Raw genomic sequence first — 18,295 nt, forward strand, 5'->3', positions numbered from 1 at the left:
TTCAATAATCACTTTAATTTACCCTAAGGTGTGAAATATAATTAAATCAGCACTCAAATATTACTTTAATTCTCATTGCATTGTTTTCTGGAACTTTTTCATGGGAAATGGATCCCCATGCCCAGGGTAAACCATGTTTATATCTAATTTTTCTAGTTTTCTTATACTGGAATGTGCTGCATCTAAATCATCCATAATTGAATTTAAAACTGGTTTATCAGTATTAGAAAAGATATCTCCACAGTAGAAATCACCATCGGCAGTGATTATTCCAATTGAACCCTTTGAGTGGCCGGGAATATGTATTATCCTGGCATTCAACCCGTAATCTCCCAAGTCAAAACCATCATCTGTATCAATATCTCCTTTAAAACGGTCGGATTTCTTTAATTTGATGAATGGTAAGGCAAATAAGATACGAACTAGAAGGTTGACCTTCCGGTTATGGGACATGTTCCCTGTCTGGACCATCCCCTCATCATCTGGGTGCAAGGCTATCGGGGCGCCGTATTCCTGGCGAAAATAGGCTACATTACCTGTATGGTCTGAATCACCATGGGTGATAATAATTAGATTCAGATCTCCTACTTTGCAGCCCTCCTTTTCCAGTTCATCCTCCAGACTGTCACGTTTACTAGAAGGGCCTGTATCAATCAATATAAAACCAGAATCAACCTTCAGGAGGTAACAGTTAACAGTGGCTATACCTCCATAAATCTTTAATTCAATCCTTTTTTTATCAGTCAAAAACCCCACCCCACAAACTCTTTCATTTATAACCATTCCTATTTTCGGCATATCGCCCTAAAAATAGCCATTTGATACTTAATAAGGAGTATTGGAAACTTAGAAAAAGAAGATAATACGGAAATAAATGATTATTTCCGTGCTTGAGCCACTTTCCTGGCGATAACCAGTTCACCAATGGCAATGAGACCTACGAAAAATTTTTCCAAACCTCCAGTGGCCCATATTGCTTCTCCAAATGTGGAATCCCGAATCCTTTTCTCATAGTCCTGGGCGGTGACTCTTTTACCAGTCCTGCGGCGGGTTACAATGGCTGATGCCTCCATTAGCTCATCCCAGGTTACTCCCTTAAGTTCGTTGTTCATGGCCTCAAATATCTTGTAAACTTTAATCTCGTACAGACTGGAAAGGGTTTTAACAATATCAAAGGTGCGCACCACACCCACTACTACGTCTTCTTCATCCACCACTGGTATGCTAACCACTCGGTGCTGTGATGCTTCCAGAACTGCTAAACGTGCAGGGTCATTATCTTTAACATGGATAACATCATCCTTCACATGCATAACATCTTTAACTTCCTTCAGATTTTCTCGCAGGCCCCTGGTAACATCCAGGGAGGTGATCCATCCAATTAGACGTTTCTGATCGTCAACTACAGGAGTGGTAAATTTCCTTTTTTTCTCCATTAAAAGTGAGACCTCCACCAGGTCTTCATCAGGGGTTACCACGATAAAATCTTTGTCCATCATTTCCTTAACTAACATCTTAAACCATCTCCAGTTTTAAAGCCCCTACCGGGCATTTTGTAGAACAAACTTCACATAAAATACATTTTTCCTGATCTAAGACCACCCGGTCGCCATCGATTTTAATGGCGTCAACTGGACAGTTTTCCTCGCAGACCTGGCACTGAACACAGGTATCCTGATCCACCAGGAGCTTTTTGGTTTTCATCACAGGTCCCAATTCTCTAACGAGATCAATGGACCCTTGGGGGCAGACATTAGCACAGGCACCGCAACCTACACATGCGTCAGTGTCAATCTGGGCAATTTCCCCTTCAGGAACAGCAATTGCTCCGGTGGGGCAGAACTTGACACATGTAGCGCATGAATCACAATTATCCGGGTTCACCTTTATTAATTCCATGCGCAGTTTACGATGGGGTACCTCAACATCTTTCAAATGAAAAGTAACATCATCCTGGACAGCTGATGTGCTTTCAATGACATGTATACATTTCACAGGGCAGGTCTGGGCACAGATCTCACATTTAACACAGTTTTCCAGTATTCTGGCTGGCCTTGAAGAAGTGGAGTCACTCACAGCATTAACTGGACATTCTTCCACACATAAATTGCACCGAACGCACTCTGGGGAGATAGTGATAAATTTATCTTCAAAGGTGCAATCCTCAATTTCTCCCTTAAACCCTTCGTGACTATCTTCCAAGTCTCTGGATTTAAGTGCTACCTCTCCCTCCAGTACCTCTTTTTTCTTTTTGAATGTTACATCCATCTTAACACCATCATGTAATTCACTAACATGAGCATTTACTATTTGTTAGTTTATTTTCGGTCCCTGATTTATAATATATATTATGACTTCTAATTAAGTTATACCCACATTTCACATCATACTAGGGGGTGGATGGGGTAAATTCATTTAATTTCCCCACTATACACTGATATTATTTCAGATAATGAGGGGAGGCCACTGGTCGCACCAGGCTCCTTCACACAGCAAGAAGCAACGAAGTTACCGATAATAGCAGATTTTTCTATACTTTTACCCCTCAAATATCCAAAGAGAAATCCGGAGTTAAAAGCATCTCCTGCACCTGTGGTATCCTGACATTCAACATTTAATGCCTCCATGAAATAAGATTCATCACCATCTGTAACCATGCATCCTTTTTCGCCCTGTTTAACCACAATTACTTTAATTCCAAAGTCAAGCAGGCTTTTGATCTTCTCATGTTCCTGATTGATGTGGGGTGTCATCAGTTCCAGTTCTTTTTGATTTAATAGTAAAATATCGGTTCGGTTAAGAAGTTTCTTCATGGTTTTAATTCCTTTTTGTGCGTAGATCATCCCCGGGTCCGTGCTAACGGTTACATTGGATGGAATTGAATCAAGAAGCTCTTTTTGTATCTGGATGGTTTTCCCCACAAAAGATGTGAGGTGAATAAGTCGAGTGTTGGAAAGGTATTCCAGGTCAATCTCCTGAGATGTTATTTCATCATTAACTCCGGGATCAACGTACAATGCTCGTTCACCTTCAGTATCCACAAATCCCTGGACAGTTCCGCTACGGCCATGGTGACTTTGTATAACTCCATCCAAATCAACACCTTCTTTTTTAAGGTTTTCCAGGAGCAAATCCCCCTCCCGGTCACTGGCCACCTTCCCTAAAAAACCAGTGGCCAATCCCAGTCTGGCCAGTCCAATAATGGTGTTGGCTGCTGAACCCCCACAGCTTTCATTAAGTTCAGTTATATAAGCTTCCTCATCTTTACCTGCTATTTTATTAACTCGATAAAGGCGGTCCAAGTTTAGTGCTCCAAATCCTACTGCATCCAGTATTCGAGAAATAACATCACTTCCAATTTTTTGAAACATTTTTGCCTTTGAGCCTTTGATTTAATTTTGTAATCATGGATTTATTGTTATCATGAGGAATTTGGTATAATGGGGAATTAAAATCCTCAAAGGGGCTTTTTAATACAAATCATTTTCATTCTAACTATCCATTTTAGGAATAAACCGAATATCCCTTTAGGGGAATAAATCTTTAAGATGTATCTGGTGGTCTCCCAGTTTACCACCATAATTACCTGCCGAGATTCCCAAAACATCATCATGTTTCAACAGAACTTCCATCCCAGTTTTCATGGCCTTTTTAAGGGATCCAATGGTTAATCCGTTTAGAACTATCTCAGGTATGTAATTTACACCCTCCGGCACATGGGACTCGTCTCCCAGTATGTTCTGTAGGGTGGGACAGTAGGGGTGGTTGGTGGTGGGTCCAATCCAGGGATAGTTGGTTTCAGGTTTAGATGCTGCAGAACAGATGTCAAAGGGAGTTATCACACCTTCAATATTTCCAATTGCCTTCAGGGCTGCTCTACCCCCGTCCAGGACTGCTTCCTTACTCTTAGAGTAGTACCAGAAGTTGGCACCCATAATCCCCTCCATGTATCCTAAGCTACGTTCAATGAGGAAGTCGGGTATGGCTATAGGGACCACGATCATGTGCCTGCCGTATAGTTCTTCCTCCCATTCGTATCCATCACCACAGTGACCGACGTGTTTCATGGTGTCAATGTAACCCACCGGATCAATGGATGCATCAAATACTGAGGTGAAGGGTTTTACCAGAATGTCTTGCCGTATGCGGTAGGATAATTCAACCTGAAACTTCTCAATATCAGTGGTATTGTACCAGAACTGGAGTATGGCTCCTTTTCGCCCATCTGGGGTTGCATCTTCATATAACCATCCTTCTATTCCACCCTCTACCCGGCCAATCACAGTACCGGGGGTACTGGTGGCATCGTAGGCCGCCCTCTGGAGTGTTTCATCATCATCGGCAGTGATGATCACCCTGCAGCAGATTCCGTTGAAGGCCTCGGCATAGGTGTCCTCAATCTTTCCATGTAAATCTTCTGTGGTCATTTAGCCCAGTCCTCCGATTGATTTTCCTCTAACTTTTTTACGGAACTTACAGCTATCTTCTTTCAGTTCATCCAGATTATCTTCATTTACCAGCTCGAGCCTGGTGGTAGTTTCAGCCAGTTTTAACGCCAAATGAGGGTCAACTGGGTGATCTTCAATTGCCTTTTCCGGATTTTTTTCAAAGGATGCCACAAATTCCAGCACCACATTGCTGTTATATCGATTGAACAGATCAGCAATTATGGAAGTAATTATAGTATTATCAGCAATAACGGCAATAGATGAATTATCCAGTGCGAATTCATTACCATTGAATGATACTGCTACTCCTCCTTCTTCACGGGCAAAATTCAATGGCTCTACATCGGTTATGCTGTCCCCAACATACATCAGATCACAGGCCTGGAAACTGTTTTTAGCCATTATATCCAGTACTGCTTCTTTTTTACCTTCACCACCCACAGTTTTGACTTCATCAATAATGGAACCAATATCCATCCGGGGGAGTTCATCCCAAAAGATACGTTCCAAATTATCAAATTCTGGCTTGGAAACAATGGATGAAGTGAATTCTTTAAGCTTCTTCCCATCTTCATCATTGATAGTGTATTTGTCCAGATCCAGACGGGTGCAGTAACACTGATCAAAAGAAAAGTTAGTTAAATCACATAAGGCCCGGATATAGGGTTCGTAGCTGGTGCTAACAATATAAGATGGCATGATAATATTTACCAGATTAAGGGTTTCCCTGGCTCCCGGGATGAGGAGAACATTATCTGATGAAAACTCCTTCATGTTTTGATTAGTAGCACCATATGCTTTTAGAAAAGGTAATATCAGTTTTAAAGTACTCCCCGAATTATAACCCGGTCGTTTTATTTCATCGGCTAGAACATCATCGTAATGGCTGACTATCTGGAAAAATTTTTCACCATCCTCTATGAAATGACCAGCCAGTTCAAAGGCATTATCATTAACAGAGATTGGTCCCTCACAATCAGAAACAAAAAATTTTTTACCCAATTTACATCCTCCTGGGGGCGTTAAAATCAAATATATGTATAGGAATTTTTTTTATTAAAAGATTGGGGTTGTTACTCTTAAAAGATTAAGTTAGGATCATCATCTATTATTAGGAAGTAATCCCTTTTTTGGAGATAATAATAATTCTTTAATGAAATATAAATCTTATTTCATAAAAAGAATATAATTCACCATTAAATGTTTCAATGACTCCCTAATTTGTATCAAAGATCTTGCAGTGATTAAACTGTTCAAATATCATCTTTCAGTGTAACCGCCCTGGTGGGGCAGATAATTTGACATTCACCACAGAATATGCATTTATCCCGGTCAACAGTTACCTGATCGTTTTCCAGGGTCATGGCATCAACCGGGCACTTGTTAACACACACTCCACACCTTTGACAGGACTTACCATCAATGAGAACTTCTCCCTCAGATGGGCCGGTGATTTTTCGTCTTTTAAAGAGAACACGACCGTCTTCCACCTGGAAAGATTCTTCTTTGAGTGATATTGAATCAAATGGGCAGGTTTCAACGCACTTACCACAGTAAACACACTCATCACCAATATGTACTGGTGAAGGCATCTCCAGTTTTATGCAATCCACTGGGCACTCTTTTATACATGCTCCACAACCAATACAACTATCTTCATCCACCATTATCTCCCGGTGGGGATGGGTGGCCTGTATGATTTCCTTGAGATCTTCAATTTCAAGATCCGCACCAGCCAGTGCCTTGATCTCTGCGGTGACCAGTTCAGTGACATCCTGGGTGAATTCATCCTCAGTGTGACTGTAACTCACTTCACGGGTGACCTTGTTAAGGATGGAATCGATCTTAACAGTTTCACGGGCTAATTTCTCACTTTCCTTCTCCATGAGTTCAGAAACGATTTCCATTGTTTTTATCTTTTGGTACCCTTCATAGGCCCTTTTACGGGATGAATACCTTATGGCAGTAGAAGGACAGACATCCATACACTCTTCACAACGAGCACAGTAAGATGGATTGATGTAGGGCAGTTTGCTTGTTTTACCCACGTTTATGGCACCTCTGGAAGGGCAGACACGGGTGCAAGTCATGCAACCAATACATTTTTCCTGGTTGACCACAATTGCTTTACCACCTACCACTGAACGGGGTAATATTTCACCGTACTTTATGGCTTCAGTGGGACACACCCGGGAACAATATCCACAGCGCACACATTTATCTTCATCAATTTCACTGTGTGCTTCCTCGGTACCCGAGGACACTAGATGAATGGCTCCCATACGACAGGCATCCACACAGGCTCCGCACTGACGGCATAGCTTAGTGTTTATATTGGGAACATTCTCTCTACGCGGTTTGGAAAGGGTTGTTTCCATGTGAATAGCATCGTAGGGACAGGCATTCCTGCACAATACACAGCCGAAACATTTATCGTCAATTTCAATGTGATTGTTAACGGGATTTTCACCAACCGCATCCACAGGGCAGGCTTCCAGACAGGGTCTTTCACTGCAGGAGGCACACTTATCATGGTCTATATCATATTCCACTTCCACGTCACGGAGTGGTTTATAGATCTTTTTAAGTTTCTCTGATTTTCCGTTTTCATCGGTCGTAGTGGGCATTTTTAATCAGCTCCTACAGGTAACTGTGATGCCTTAATTGTGATATGGATAACTCCATCTTCCAGGGATGGTGGATCCAGTAAGAACCTGGCGACAAAGAAACCGGCCACTCCAAAAGGACAAGTCTGATAACAGGTGCTGCAGCGGAGACACTTTTTTGGGTTTCGTTTAATCACATCTTCCTCTTCATCGTACTTTATGGCCCCGGATGGGCATTCATTAACACATAAATGGCATTTTTTACATTTTTCTTCATCCCAGGTCACGATCCGTAATTTAAGGCGATCGGTGATTTTCTGGAAGGTATCCAGGATCAGATCATCGTTCGCCAAGATGGATCGGGCACTCTCAACCAGATCCTCTATGGGATAATCAAGTTTGTAGATTTTGGTGTCTGATAAATGGGTTATGTTATCTCTTTCAGCTTCGATACGTTCTTCTAAGGCGTTAACGATAAGATTGATTATGGTTTTTTGTTCCTGAACATTGGAAATGTAGATACCTTTAACTGCACCCTTCACCGGACACTTGTTCAAACACTCCCCACAGCTAATACACACTGACTGATCAACGACGATTTTATTATCAGCTTCGTAAATAGCACCATATACTGGACAGGCATTCATACATTTTTTGCAGCGAATGCAGAGGTAATCATCGATTACATACATTATTTCAGTGGGTACGATGGTGAATTCTTCCCGGATAAGATGGTTTTCACCACAAGTAATGGTTTTAGGGTCAGTGGGACAGACCTCTGCGCAGAATCCACAGCGGATACATCCGCGGTTGTTAATTACCGGATAAGTTTGCCCTTCCGCATCAGCTGTGTCTTCGCTCCTAACCAATTTTATTGCCTGAGGCGCAGGACATGCTGCAGTGCATGCACCGCAGGCTATGCAGTTTTCTGGGATGACCTGGGGGAAGTCACGGAAACGGTCGGGTGCTTCCACAATTTCGGCGTTGGTCTTGGCCACTGCAAAATTTTCAGCCCAGGATTTTCGGGCGAACTCGTAAAGATACCAGATTACCGATGACATAATGCATCAACTGTTTTAAAGATTTATTTTTAATTTGTAGTTATTTATTTAAGGTATTTAACCTTGTGAAGTCCATCAAACACCTGTTTTTCGCCTTTCTCATTCAGGATCACCACTCGCTCGGTGCAGGCAACACAGGGGTCAACACTGGCATAGGTGGCCACGGCATCAGCCACTGTGGCCACATCCTGTAACATATACTTACCACAGACATCGATGTTCATTATACTGGGGGTTCTAATGGAGATCTTCTTAATGAGGTTTCCATTGGTTTCAGCCATATAGGTAACTTCGCCACGTGGTGCTTCATTTCTCCAATCTGCGTATCCTGCAGGGATGTTTATTTTTTTACGCACATCTCCCGGTGGTATGTTTTCTATTATCTGTTTGATGATCTTTATGGATTCTGTGATCTCATCGAAACGATTCATGGTCCGGGCGTAGTTGTCACCTTCTTTTCTCCAGATAACCTTCCAGTCAAATTCATCCTGGTAGGTGTGATGGTTTTCCCGAACATCATGTTTCAAACCGGAAGCTCGGCCAATAGGTCCAACTGCACGACCTTTAATGGCATCTTCCCTACTCATCTTACCCACATCCTTTGATCTGAGGCCAACCAGTGGGCCTTCATCGAACATTTCCACGTATTTATCGTATTCAGCCTCTAAATTCGTTATGATCTGGTGGATACTGTTTAAGTGTTTTTCTTCAGCATCCATTCTAACTCCGCCCACCACATTCCAGCCCATATTCACCCGGTTACCGGTGAGTAACTCGATTGCATCCATCACTGGCTCCCTTAGGTGTAACATGTACATGAATAATGTTTCGTGTTCAATTGCTTTGAAATAAGTGGAGTTGGCAATGAAGTGGCTCTGGATCCGGTCCAGTTCATTGGTAAGGGATCTGAGATATTGTGCCCGCAGTGGTACTCTTTCCCCGGCTATTTTTTCAAAGGTCTCAGCAAAGGTCTGGGTGTGGATATAAGAGCATATACCACAAACTCTTTCTGATAGAAATATTCCTTTTTGCCAGGTTTTACCCTCCATTACCCTCTCTATACCGCGGTGAACATATCCGTAATCAATTTCAGCACTTATAACACGCTCTCCCTCTGTTTTAAGTTTCAGGCGCACTGGTTCTTTAAGGGCGGGGTGTATGGGTCCAATTGGAAGTATCATGGTTTTTGCCTCCCTTTGGCTGCTATGGCATCGGGCCCCACTGCTAAAATTGCAGCTAAAATCTCTGAGGGTCGGGGTGGGCAGCCTGGTATTTCTGCATCAACAGGTATGAAATCTGATACAGGTGCATAGACACTGCATCCTTCCTGGTTAAAAACATCACCGGTTAAGGGGCAGTTTCCTATGGCCACCACTACTTTGGGTTCTGGGGCTTTAGCGTAGATTCTTTGTAAGTTTTTCTTCCACTGTTCAGTCACTGGTCCGGTGACCAGAATCACATCGGCTTCCCGTGGATTGTTGTGTACGTAGATACCGTACTGTTCCAGATCGTAGCGGGGAGATAAGAGGGCTACAACTTCGATATCGCAGCCATTACATCCTCCAGTATTAATAAGGCATACGTGAATTGAACTTTTCCTTACAACATCTTTAAGGGCATCTAACATTGATTTACCTCGATTTATCTCATTAGGTATTCCAGCAAATCTTTCCTACCATCTTCCATGGCTTCCTGGTATGATTTGCCTTTAGTTAATATTTCAGCAGCAATTTTATTCTTAATTTCTTCAGATTCTTCTTCTGACAATATGTTCATTACATCACAAAGCCAGCATAATCTCAAATCAGAGTGCAATTTTTTCTTAATACAGTAATGTTTTGATGACTCATAACGAGGATGTAATGCATCTATGCTGGCCATATCTAACCTTCTGATTAATATCTCTTCCAGTTGGTCTTCTGAGATTCCTAATTCCTTGGAAATAGGTTTTATGATATCCACTTTCCAGCGGTAACTTTCTATGATTCGCATTTTCATGATCCGTAGAATATCATCTTCATCCATACCGGATATGTCACCAGTTTTTCCTATTTCTTCTCTGCTCAAAGGATCACCGTCCTTATAATCCAGATGATTCCAGCAATTATAATACCAATAAATGTTTCATTTCTACCGTAACCAGGTCTCATTCCCAGGACCATTGCCAAGAGGAACACACCAAGGGTTACAGTGATGTAATAGGGTATGAAAGTGATCAGTGCACTGTTAAGGGCCAGTGTCCAGCCTACCACAGCTAGCACCACTGCTAGGGCGTCAAGATCTCCAATGGCATATGGTGCTTTGTATTTCCGGTAACTCAAGACCAGTCCCAGGAGGGATCCCAGTACAAATGAAAGTATGTAAGCTAGATAAATTGTTTCATTCATTTAATCACCATTAAACTGGACGGTAAAGATATATGAAGGCAGCAATGAATGCCACCAATGTCAGGATCATGGCCCATTTTTCGGCGTTTTCTGAGAGGTGGATTGTTCCTTTTTGATTAAGGAAGTAGGTGAGAATCATCAGGAGGAACACTCCTATGGTGAGTGGTAAAACTACAATCCACTGTAAGAAAGAGGCCAGGGCACTGGCCAGAACAGCTCCAAAGGCTGCCAGGGTCATGAAGAACAGTGTGTCTTTTTCTTGTATTTCCATTTTCTTGATTCTCCTTTTATATGAATAGAATCACGAGGGAACCCACGATTCCGATTATGGCAAAACTAACCTGCATCATTATAGAATGATTAGGGTTTAGTATAGGGGTGGTGGCATTAATAAAGGCCACAATTGTTGATAATGATACCATACCCACTAAGTACCACAGCGGGCTAAGGCCTCCTATGAAAACTGTTAAAAACACCCATAAAAGCATGTACCACGCAATGGATTCTGACATCATTAGATAACCACGGAGCAATCCAAAGTGTTCGGTTTCGTATCCGGAGATGATATCTTTACCTTTGGTTATGGCGAAGGGTGAGTAAGGGGCTTTGGATAATATCAGAACGAAGAACATTGCCGCTGCAAGGGGTATACTGTAGATCAGGGGACCGTTTGCAGTTTGGAAGTTCACTATCTGGGCGATGTTCATGGTTCCGGTTGCAAAGTAAATGATTATGAGTACTGCGAATAATGGTACCTCGGCTGCTGCTGAGAACACTGCTCTGACACAGCTGAGTTTACCATAGGGTGAACCAGAGGATGATCCTGCATTGTGTTCCACAATCTTGTGTAATGCATAAATTGCAAAGATAAGCAGTAATGATCCTTCAGTAACCGGACCCACAATAACCGCTGAAACCCATATAACACATAACATAGCAGTTATGGCTATATAGAATGGCATCGCAGCGGTTTTGGGGAAGGATGATTCTTTAATGAAGAATTTTAAGGTGTGTAAGAGGTGCTGGATGATAGGTGGCCCTGGCCTCATTTGTATCCTGGCCATTATCTTCCTCTGCAGTCCGAAAAGGACACTCCCCACCAGAAATGCAATGAGGACGTTCAACAGAATGTTTGCCATTAAGTTCAATATGATCACCGATTATTTTAGTCCTGATATTTTAGTAACGGTTAGCCCCAATAATAAGGGTTAATATTCTACAAATGGGTTAATATCCTATAAAAGGCTCCCTGGTTTTTTCTTCTTCATCATCCTGGGGACCTCTGGCCATTACTATCAATCCAAATGACAGTATTCCGGCAGGTATGCATATAATGGAAATTGCGTAAACCACCCAACTAGGTGGGTTGAACAGGAGTCCATAAATGATTCCTGCTAACGAGATTATAAATATTAAATAGCTTGATACCTTCAGTTTATCCATTATTTCACCAGTTGATGTGTTCTTTTAATTTTTAACAGTTTACCAGTATACATTGCCATATAAATTGATTTTAACCTTTTTATTTCTATTCTTAGAATGGTTTGTTTATGATTAGGAGTATTTCAATTAATCTAACAATTACCAGTAATGAGCTTAAGTGAATTATAAGCAGAAAGGGAGAACCAGGGGTTCTGAACATTTCTGCTTTAGTGGCATAAAACGGTGCTACACCGGTTTCACCTGCTACTCCCAGTAAGAGGAGTAAGGATCCAAAGATCATCATGGCAGTGGTAGGTATATTGAGGATTTCCAGTAAACTGATGGTACCAGTTGATGCCAGGATCATTGCCGCACCACCAAAGAGGGGTAATACAGCTATCATGGCCACCAAACCATACTGGAAAGCGGCATCCAGGACATCCACCTGTTTCACTGCAGCCACTATTCCAATGTTAACAATACCAATGAGACACACGAATAGGGTGAAGTTAAACAGATCCCCAGTGATCATGGCACCAGCTGTTGCCAGTCCACAGATAATTGCCAGGAATCGTCTGATCTTAAACTCTTTCTTACCCACCTTCACTTCCCTATCTTTAAGGGTGCCGAAACCTGCTTCCACCTGAGTTTCGGTCCTGCTTATGGCAATGAGAGTAGTGAAGGCCAGTGACCCAGCGAACATGAACAGGTTAAGGGGTGCCAGGTAAAGGACAATATCCCCCAATGGAATGTAGCCCAGCAACTGTTGACCCAATATGATTATATCCATTTTAATAACTCCTTACTACTCCTTCACTTCTTATTGAATTCTTCACGGCCCAGAACTCCTATGAGGCCTGCTTTCAAAGCAACCTTTATGAAAACTCCGAATGCTGCCAGGAACAATGCTAAAAGCCAGTACTGTGGGAAAACAAAGAACAATAGGAATCCTACCAGCCATAAGCACCATGCAATACCGGACACTCCAGCCACACCTTCCCACATGTCTGATGGAACTCCGCGCACCCTCTGGGAGAGAACGTAAAATAATATACCTCCACCAGCAACTGCCCCTCCAGTAAATCCAGTTAGGAATGCTCCGTAAGCTATCAATATTATAGCCATGAAAGTAGGAGCAGTGGTCATCACTTCCATGTCCAGTGACACTGGTAAAGGAATTAGCTCTGCGGTTTTACCGGTTTTCCTCATCTCCCTGCTCAGTAATATCTCCGATATGGCCAGTATTTCTGCCAGCTCCACCACCAGTCCCGGTAGTATCAGGGCTTCTGCCAGGTCAGTTCCTACTGCTGCCACCAGGATCAACATCCCAATACCCACGATATCAGTTAATATAAGGGCACTTAGATCATTTTTCTGGTAGGCAATGGCCATCAGGGCGATGAGTCCCACAATCAAACCAGTGAATACAGCGGGTATGAATAATGAAACAACTATTGGGGATACAACGCTGGGAACCAGTACTGAGGCACTCATTCGTCTTCCCTCCTTTTCATGGTGAAGTTAAGTGCCACCCATGAGGCTATCACAAAGGCCATCATAAGTATGCTGGACTCCAGTATGGTGTCAAAACCCCTTGAATAATATAATATTTCATCTATTAATCCACCAGGGGATGAGTAGATGGATGTACCATAATAAATGGTGGTATTGCTGACTCCAATGGCAATTGGGGACATATAACCAGTTACCATCCCTGCTTTTTTTGAAAATTCAGGGTACTGTGATTTAACAATCCCTGGTTCTTTAAGGGGCACACCGCCTCTATCGTAAGGTGCCAGGGGGTCCTGCTCATTGATTTGTAGTTGTGGTGCTGGTCGGGGGTACAGTTGTTCATTGTTAAGTCCCATGGGCACCAAAAAACCCGCCAGTAATAAAACTCCGAGTATTATGGAGAAAAATCGAGGGATTCGTTTAGGGGTGGCCAGTGAATTCCAGAGTCTGCCAATCCTACTCATAATTCCGCCCCCACTTCTTCTAACCTAACAATAGCCCTTAAGAGGATCATGGTTATGATAGCTGTGGCTGCAATGAAGGTTACCAGTGCAATTGTATGATTATAAGTTAAAAATATAAGCGAAACACCCACTGCAGCGATTTCCGTGTTCAATGTTCTTACGATTGGATCTTTGACTCCAGGGCCAATGGCAGTTGCCAGTCCCCCTAGAATGGTCAATGCCACACCAGTATAGAACCATATGTAAACATCAAGCAAGGTTCCCGTCCTCCTGGGATTCTTGGTTTTTCTTTCTAACTTCATTTATCTTAATAATTCCAATCAGTAAGATAATGGTGGCAATTGGGTCGAAGATAGCCGCGGCCATGGCCACATCCAGGTACTTGGCGGCTACAATCATTCCTACAAATCCTCCCTGGAGAAGTGCAAACATGATCACCTTGTCCAGTGGTTTGGGGAGGGCAATGATCCCTACAGTGCCAATTAAGGCCAGGGCTGCTGATATTGTGGTTAAGTTTACAAAGTCAAGGTACATTTTATTTCACCATGATCTCTTCTTTCACCCTTCCCAGGGAATATGCAATAGCATTGGAGCTCAGGGTCGATGTCACAAAGAATGTGATGGCTATTATTGCTCCGAAGGGTGTCTGTATATATAAACCGATAATTGCGGACATACTAAAGCCGATAACATTAAGATAAAGTAAACGTTCCGATCGGTTTTGTGCCACAAGTGTACGCAGTGCCATGAGCACCACAATTATGCCTAATATTTCGATTAACATGATTTTCCACCTATGTTAACTTGGTGTGTCTCCCCATCTTATGGGCGATTTTTCCCAGAAGCCGTGAGGCTCCGGGGTGGTAAATGCCCTGTATTGTAAGGATGGCTATTACCATACCCACAATGAAGTATTCAGTTTTAAAACCAATAAATGAGGTTAAGAATATTATAACAGTGATGCTGAGTGCTCCGGTGGTTCCTGCATATCCAGGGTCGGCACATAACCGGTTACCGAAGTAAACCAAAACTGCAGCTATTAAACCACCTTCAGGGATTCCTATGGCATAACATCCTATTGCAGCCAGTAAAGTTCCGGCTGATGCGTCAGGTGAACATACTATGTTTCCCTGGAAGAATCCTCCTGCCAGGTCTCCTCCCCTCTTCTGCACGGATCTGCCGATTACATCGGCACCTTTAACTCCAGGTCCTTCTGGAAGCCCCATCCATGTGTCAATGAGAACGAAGTTCACCCAGCAGATAACAGCGGCAATTGCTATTCCTAAAATTTCATTCATGGGAACTTTCCTCCTCTCCATCTTTTTGGGGTACGGGAACTAACTTTTCTAAAATAAATTTACTGAATAAAGCAGTGATGATCCCGGTGATTAAGGCAACAATATATCCCTGGTAACCTAGCTCATATACCATGGCGTAAAAACCAACGGCCAATACTGCAGTTGGAAAAACGGCACTGATGGTCCAGGAATGCCTAATAGGCTTATTTGGGAGTAAAGGGAGCCTTAAAACCAACCCAAGTATCAGGGCTGCAGCCAGGGCAATAAGATAACTGAACACATTAGCATGAATAATCATGATAAATAGGTGGTCTCCTTTATGTATATAAATCTTTTTACTTGGCAATTCTTATGCGTTATTACTGACATGGTTCATTGTTTTTTATGGTTGCAATGGAACTGATGAACCGGATTTAACACATCATTATCTAAATAAAATTATTAAGAAGATTTTAATCTTTTCTAAGTCAATTAATCTCTTTACTTATATATAAAGTATCTCTGACTTGGCATATATTAAATGTTTTCCATTACACTTTTGTAATCTATTTAGAATGAATTAAAATGATTAAAAATAGTCTGAGAATTTTAAAAACTTTCCATGGTTTTTTAAAGTGATTAGGGGTAGTTATTGCCCAGATGATTCAAAGATCGTTGATGTTTCTGTGGGTATAAACTGTAAACAGATAATAATATTCTAATAGGGATATCACCTTTTCGTCCAATAGTTCAATATTCTTCTTTCAACATGTATTACAATCTCACAATGCAACCATTAACCTTTTTAACCCTACTGGTTATTTTAATCAGTTCCCCTCATGATAATCTCCCTCAGTATTGATTTCCCATAAATTATTCTTGGAAGTGATTCCATCAATTATATTTTTAACTGCGGCCATGGCAGTTAACATGGAATGATCCATGTTGTTGTAACGGTGCATACCGTTTCTTCCAATCAAAAAAAGATTCTTAAACTGGTCAGTAAATTCTCTGATTAGATTAAACTGAGGATACATTCCAAAGTAAGCTGGATAAGTTTTTTTCATTTTGATAACCACCCCATCTTTAACATCTTCTGGGTTAATTATACCTATTTCTGACAGTTCATCAATGGCAAATTTCTGGAAATCCTTTTCAGTCATAGCCCATAACTTGTCACCTTCATTACAGAAATATTCCAGACCAATCCATACATTTCTTGGATCATGTGCCAAGTAAGGACTCCAGTTATTGAATATTTGAAGCCGGCCAATTTTCACATCCCTTTCCTGAATGTAGATCCAGTTATCTGGAACAATATCGTTAACAGTGATGGTGTTGGTTTCATTCTTAAGTTTTAATTTATCCATCAAAAGTCCAACCGTTATAAAATCACGGTACATGAGGCCGTTAGACACGTTAAGAACATTATTTGGTACTTTACACTTAAATGAATTAATCAAATCCTTTACTGGCATGGTGGAGATGAAATAATCAGCAGTTTCCTCATGAATGGTTCCGGTGGATTTATCAATCACAGTGACTCGGGATATGCTATCGTCATGAGGAGTTATACCACACACTCGGTGATTGATGTGTATTTCACAACCATTTTCTTCTATAATACGAGCAACTTCCTCCCATAACTGCCCCGGCCCGTATTTGGGATACATGAATTCTTTAATTAAACTGGTTTCCACATTTTCCTGGTATATGGATGAATCCCTGGATAGATTCTTTTTCAGCGCATGGGCAATAGTTTTATAAATCGAAAGTCCCTTTATTCGTTGTGATCCCCATTCTGCAGTGATTTCACTGCAGGGAACACCCCACACCTTTTCAGTGTAATCCTTAAAGAAGGTATGGTAAAGTTCACGGCCAAATCGGTTGATGAAAAAGTCCTGGAGGGATTTTTCAGGTTTTATTTGGTGAACTGATGTTTTAAGGTAACTTAAACCAATATTAACAGTTCTCAAGATCCCCAAATTGAAGAAGGTGTTGAAATTCAATGATACTGGGTAATCAAAAAATTTTCTAAGGAAGAAAATCCGGGATAATCTACTGCGTTTAAGCATTACTGCATCTGTTTTTTCAGGGTCTGGTGATAAATAAGTTACAGTTTTCCCAGATTTTATTTTTCTTTTATTGTATTCCGAGTTAAAGGGTATTTTTCTCCCCAGAAGCCGATCATCACTTGCTGGGGCTCCCTGAAGAGGTAAAATGTTGGTCCACCATTCCATAATAATCTGTGACTTTGAGAAAAACCGGTGTCCACCAATATCGATGCGGTTACCCTTGTAATTAATTGTCTTTGATATGCCACCCACTGCATCAGTTGATTCATATATAACTGGTTTGATATCAGTTTTATCAAGTAATTCATAGGCAGCGGTTAATCCGGCAGGGCCTGCACCAATAATAATTGCCTTCTTTGGAGTTTCAGTCATGATTTCCCGTTAATACAGTTATAACAGTATGAAGTAGATTGTAAATAGTTAATATTTCAATAGAATAATGTCAAGTTATTAATTAGGTTTTGACAATTAATATCAATTTTTACCTTTAATATTATTTTCATTATTTAAATAGGATGTTTTTTAAATATGGAATTTCTACTTGAATAAAACGAATTTTCTGGCGAAGAAATTCCAAAATAGAATGATCACAGCAGCCATAATTTTGGAAAGAAGGTAATATATTTGCAAATTTTCGGTGAAAAACCATATAAACAATTCGTTTAAGAGAATACCCACAATTCCAATGAGAGCGAAAACTCCAAACTCTAGTTTCCGATTACTCATGGTTCTTCTGTTGAAAACCCAGTTTATACTCAGCATGTAATTGGTTATTAATCCAAGAACGAATGCTATTGCTGCTGAAGCCAGGTAATAAATTCCAAAAAAATCAGTCAGGATGAAGAGTGATGAAAAATCAATAATAAACGCAGCTCCGCCTGTGAAAATGTATCTGAAGAGTTGTATCTGTGTTTTGTCAGTCTGATCAGTTACTAGTTTTTTCTTCAAATTTTTCATACAGATTTTCAAGGTGATCTCCTGATCCAGTTCAACATTTCGTTACCTGAATCATATAATAAATGAAAAAAATTGTATATTTTTTT

At 41.2% G+C, this 18,295-nt stretch carries 25 protein-coding genes; all 25 read right to left on the minus strand.

Going from position 1 to position 18,295, the window contains the following annotated elements:
* Positions 1 to 72: 72 nt before the first annotated feature.
* Complete coding sequence (locus BK009_RS02520) at positions 73 to 747, minus strand: MBL fold metallo-hydrolase (protein ID WP_100908927.1); 675 nt, start codon at positions 745 to 747, stop codon at positions 73 to 75.
* 131 nt (positions 748 to 878) lie between these two features.
* Positions 879 to 1,514, minus strand: a complete 636-nt coding sequence (locus tag BK009_RS02525; RefSeq protein ID WP_100906470.1) for a CBS domain-containing protein — start codon at positions 1,512 to 1,514, stop codon at positions 879 to 881.
* A 1-nt stretch (position 1,515) separates the two neighbouring features.
* Positions 1,516 to 2,268 (minus strand): 4Fe-4S binding protein, encoded by a 753-nt coding sequence (locus BK009_RS02530; protein ID WP_100908928.1) that lies wholly within the window; start codon positions 2,266 to 2,268, stop codon positions 1,516 to 1,518.
* Positions 2,269 to 2,411: 143 nt separating this feature from the next.
* Complete coding sequence (locus tag BK009_RS02535) at positions 2,412 to 3,371, minus strand: carbohydrate kinase family protein (RefSeq protein ID WP_100908929.1); 960 nt, start codon at positions 3,369 to 3,371, stop codon at positions 2,412 to 2,414.
* Positions 3,372 to 3,527: 156 nt separating this feature from the next.
* A complete protein-coding gene (locus tag BK009_RS02540; RefSeq protein WP_100906467.1) occupies positions 3,528 to 4,427 on the minus strand; it encodes a formylmethanofuran--tetrahydromethanopterin N-formyltransferase in 900 nt (299 codons plus the stop codon).
* Positions 4,428 to 5,450: a hypothetical protein gene (locus tag BK009_RS02545; protein ID WP_100908930.1), complete on the minus strand. Its 1,023-nt coding sequence runs from the start codon at positions 5,448 to 5,450 to the stop codon at positions 4,428 to 4,430.
* Positions 5,451 to 5,701: 251 nt separating this feature from the next.
* A complete protein-coding gene (locus BK009_RS02550) occupies positions 5,702 to 7,075 on the minus strand; it encodes a 4Fe-4S binding protein (protein ID WP_100906465.1) in 1,374 nt (457 codons plus the stop codon).
* 2 nt (positions 7,076 to 7,077) lie between these two features.
* Positions 7,078 to 8,115: a 4Fe-4S binding protein gene (locus BK009_RS02555; RefSeq protein WP_100908931.1), complete on the minus strand. Its 1,038-nt coding sequence runs from the start codon at positions 8,113 to 8,115 to the stop codon at positions 7,078 to 7,080.
* Between the two features lie 44 nt (positions 8,116 to 8,159).
* Positions 8,160 to 9,296 (minus strand): hydrogenase large subunit, encoded by a 1,137-nt coding sequence (locus BK009_RS02560; protein ID WP_100906463.1) that lies wholly within the window; start codon positions 9,294 to 9,296, stop codon positions 8,160 to 8,162.
* Positions 9,293 to 9,742: an NADH-quinone oxidoreductase subunit B family protein gene (locus BK009_RS02565; RefSeq protein WP_100908932.1), complete on the minus strand. Its 450-nt coding sequence runs from the start codon at positions 9,740 to 9,742 to the stop codon at positions 9,293 to 9,295. Before BK009_RS02565 ends, BK009_RS02560 begins: the two co-directional genes overlap by 4 nt.
* A gap of 14 nt (positions 9,743 to 9,756) precedes the next feature.
* Positions 9,757 to 10,182, minus strand: a complete 426-nt coding sequence (locus tag BK009_RS02570) for a DUF1959 domain-containing protein (protein WP_100908933.1) — start codon at positions 10,180 to 10,182, stop codon at positions 9,757 to 9,759.
* Positions 10,179 to 10,502, minus strand: a complete 324-nt coding sequence (locus BK009_RS02575; protein WP_100908934.1) for an energy-converting hydrogenase subunit EhaL family protein — start codon at positions 10,500 to 10,502, stop codon at positions 10,179 to 10,181. Before BK009_RS02575 ends, BK009_RS02570 begins: the two co-directional genes overlap by 4 nt.
* Before the next feature lie 10 nt (positions 10,503 to 10,512).
* Positions 10,513 to 10,773 carry a hydrogenase gene (locus BK009_RS02580; RefSeq protein ID WP_100908935.1) on the minus strand — a complete coding sequence of 87 codons (261 nt, stop codon included), beginning with the start codon at positions 10,771 to 10,773 and terminating at the stop codon, positions 10,513 to 10,515.
* A 16-nt stretch (positions 10,774 to 10,789) separates the two neighbouring features.
* On the minus strand, positions 10,790 to 11,650 hold the full coding sequence (locus BK009_RS02585; protein ID WP_100908936.1) for a respiratory chain complex I subunit 1 family protein: 861 nt from the start codon (positions 11,648 to 11,650) through the stop codon (positions 10,790 to 10,792).
* Between the two features lie 79 nt (positions 11,651 to 11,729).
* The gene (locus BK009_RS02590) at positions 11,730 to 11,945 is read right to left on the minus strand and encodes a DUF788 domain-containing protein (RefSeq protein WP_100906457.1); all 216 of its coding nucleotides are present in this window, start codon (positions 11,943 to 11,945) and stop codon (positions 11,730 to 11,732) included.
* A 91-nt stretch (positions 11,946 to 12,036) separates the two neighbouring features.
* Complete coding sequence (locus BK009_RS02595) at positions 12,037 to 12,714, minus strand: proton-conducting transporter transmembrane domain-containing protein (RefSeq protein ID WP_100906456.1); 678 nt, start codon at positions 12,712 to 12,714, stop codon at positions 12,037 to 12,039.
* Between the two features lie 23 nt (positions 12,715 to 12,737).
* The gene (locus BK009_RS02600; RefSeq protein WP_100908937.1) at positions 12,738 to 13,418 is read right to left on the minus strand and encodes an EhaG family protein; all 681 of its coding nucleotides are present in this window, start codon (positions 13,416 to 13,418) and stop codon (positions 12,738 to 12,740) included.
* The gene (locus BK009_RS02605; RefSeq protein WP_100906454.1) at positions 13,415 to 13,900 is read right to left on the minus strand and encodes an EhaF family protein; all 486 of its coding nucleotides are present in this window, start codon (positions 13,898 to 13,900) and stop codon (positions 13,415 to 13,417) included. The genes BK009_RS02600 and BK009_RS02605 overlap by 4 nt, the downstream gene beginning before the upstream one ends.
* Positions 13,897 to 14,157, minus strand: coding sequence for an EhaE family protein (locus BK009_RS02610; RefSeq protein ID WP_100906453.1), 261 nt, complete (start codon positions 14,155 to 14,157; stop codon positions 13,897 to 13,899). Before BK009_RS02610 ends, BK009_RS02605 begins: the two co-directional genes overlap by 4 nt.
* Positions 14,150 to 14,434 carry an EhaD family protein gene (locus BK009_RS02615; protein WP_100906452.1) on the minus strand — a complete coding sequence of 95 codons (285 nt, stop codon included), beginning with the start codon at positions 14,432 to 14,434 and terminating at the stop codon, positions 14,150 to 14,152. The genes BK009_RS02610 and BK009_RS02615 overlap by 8 nt, the downstream gene beginning before the upstream one ends.
* Before the next feature lies 1 nt (position 14,435).
* Positions 14,436 to 14,684 (minus strand): DUF2109 domain-containing protein, encoded by a 249-nt coding sequence (locus tag BK009_RS02620; protein ID WP_100906451.1) that lies wholly within the window; start codon positions 14,682 to 14,684, stop codon positions 14,436 to 14,438.
* A 10-nt stretch (positions 14,685 to 14,694) separates the two neighbouring features.
* The gene (locus BK009_RS02625; RefSeq protein WP_100906450.1) at positions 14,695 to 15,198 is read right to left on the minus strand and encodes a hypothetical protein; all 504 of its coding nucleotides are present in this window, start codon (positions 15,196 to 15,198) and stop codon (positions 14,695 to 14,697) included.
* Positions 15,191 to 15,496, minus strand: coding sequence for an energy-converting hydrogenase A subunit A EhaA (locus BK009_RS02630; protein ID WP_100908938.1), 306 nt, complete (start codon positions 15,494 to 15,496; stop codon positions 15,191 to 15,193). The genes BK009_RS02625 and BK009_RS02630 overlap by 8 nt, the downstream gene beginning before the upstream one ends.
* A 508-nt stretch (positions 15,497 to 16,004) precedes the next feature.
* Positions 16,005 to 17,624: an NAD(P)/FAD-dependent oxidoreductase gene (locus BK009_RS02635; RefSeq protein ID WP_100908939.1), complete on the minus strand. Its 1,620-nt coding sequence runs from the start codon at positions 17,622 to 17,624 to the stop codon at positions 16,005 to 16,007.
* Between the two features lie 165 nt (positions 17,625 to 17,789).
* Positions 17,790 to 18,221: a GtrA family protein gene (locus BK009_RS02640; RefSeq protein WP_236951015.1), complete on the minus strand. Its 432-nt coding sequence runs from the start codon at positions 18,219 to 18,221 to the stop codon at positions 17,790 to 17,792.
* Between the last annotated feature and the right edge of the window lie 74 nt (positions 18,222 to 18,295).

Origin of the sequence: Methanobacterium subterraneum, from assembly GCF_002813695.1 — an archaeon.
Taxonomy (GTDB): domain Archaea; phylum Methanobacteriota; class Methanobacteria; order Methanobacteriales; family Methanobacteriaceae; genus Methanobacterium; species Methanobacterium subterraneum.

Coding starts and splice junctions, on each gene's coding strand:
- BK009_RS02580 (WP_100908935.1), bottom strand. CDS start 10,773: ATGGAAATACAAGAAAAAGACACACTGTTCTTCATGACCCTGGCAGCC.
- BK009_RS02535 (WP_100908929.1), bottom strand. CDS start 3,371: ATGTTTCAAAAAATTGGAAGTGATGTTATTTCTCGAATACTGGATGCA.
- BK009_RS02630 (WP_100908938.1), bottom strand. CDS start 15,496: ATGATTATTCATGCTAATGTGTTCAGTTATCTTATTGCCCTGGCTGCA.
- BK009_RS02575 (WP_100908934.1), bottom strand. CDS start 10,502: ATGAATGAAACAATTTATCTAGCTTACATACTTTCATTTGTACTGGGA.
- BK009_RS02565 (WP_100908932.1), bottom strand. CDS start 9,742: ATGTTAGATGCCCTTAAAGATGTTGTAAGGAAAAGTTCAATTCACGTA.
- BK009_RS02605 (WP_100906454.1), bottom strand. CDS start 13,900: ATGAGTAGGATTGGCAGACTCTGGAATTCACTGGCCACCCCTAAACGA.
- BK009_RS02635 (WP_100908939.1), bottom strand. CDS start 17,624: ATGACTGAAACTCCAAAGAAGGCAATTATTATTGGTGCAGGCCCTGCC.
- BK009_RS02600 (WP_100908937.1), bottom strand. CDS start 13,418: ATGAGTGCCTCAGTACTGGTTCCCAGCGTTGTATCCCCAATAGTTGTT.
- BK009_RS02620 (WP_100906451.1), bottom strand. CDS start 14,684: ATGTTAATCGAAATATTAGGCATAATTGTGGTGCTCATGGCACTGCGT.
- BK009_RS02550 (WP_100906465.1), bottom strand. CDS start 7,075: ATGCCCACTACGACCGATGAAAACGGAAAATCAGAGAAACTTAAAAAG.
- BK009_RS02525 (WP_100906470.1), bottom strand. CDS start 1,514: ATGTTAGTTAAGGAAATGATGGACAAAGATTTTATCGTGGTAACCCCT.
- BK009_RS02540 (WP_100906467.1), bottom strand. CDS start 4,427: ATGACCACAGAAGATTTACATGGAAAGATTGAGGACACCTATGCCGAG.
- BK009_RS02555 (WP_100908931.1), bottom strand. CDS start 8,115: ATGTCATCGGTAATCTGGTATCTTTACGAGTTCGCCCGAAAATCCTGG.
- BK009_RS02625 (WP_100906450.1), bottom strand. CDS start 15,198: ATGAATGAAATTTTAGGAATAGCAATTGCCGCTGTTATCTGCTGGGTG.
- BK009_RS02590 (WP_100906457.1), bottom strand. CDS start 11,945: ATGGATAAACTGAAGGTATCAAGCTATTTAATATTTATAATCTCGTTA.
- BK009_RS02615 (WP_100906452.1), bottom strand. CDS start 14,434: ATGTACCTTGACTTTGTAAACTTAACCACAATATCAGCAGCCCTGGCC.
- BK009_RS02530 (WP_100908928.1), bottom strand. CDS start 2,268: ATGGATGTAACATTCAAAAAGAAAAAAGAGGTACTGGAGGGAGAGGTA.
- BK009_RS02595 (WP_100906456.1), bottom strand. CDS start 12,714: ATGGATATAATCATATTGGGTCAACAGTTGCTGGGCTACATTCCATTG.
- BK009_RS02560 (WP_100906463.1), bottom strand. CDS start 9,296: ATGATACTTCCAATTGGACCCATACACCCCGCCCTTAAAGAACCAGTG.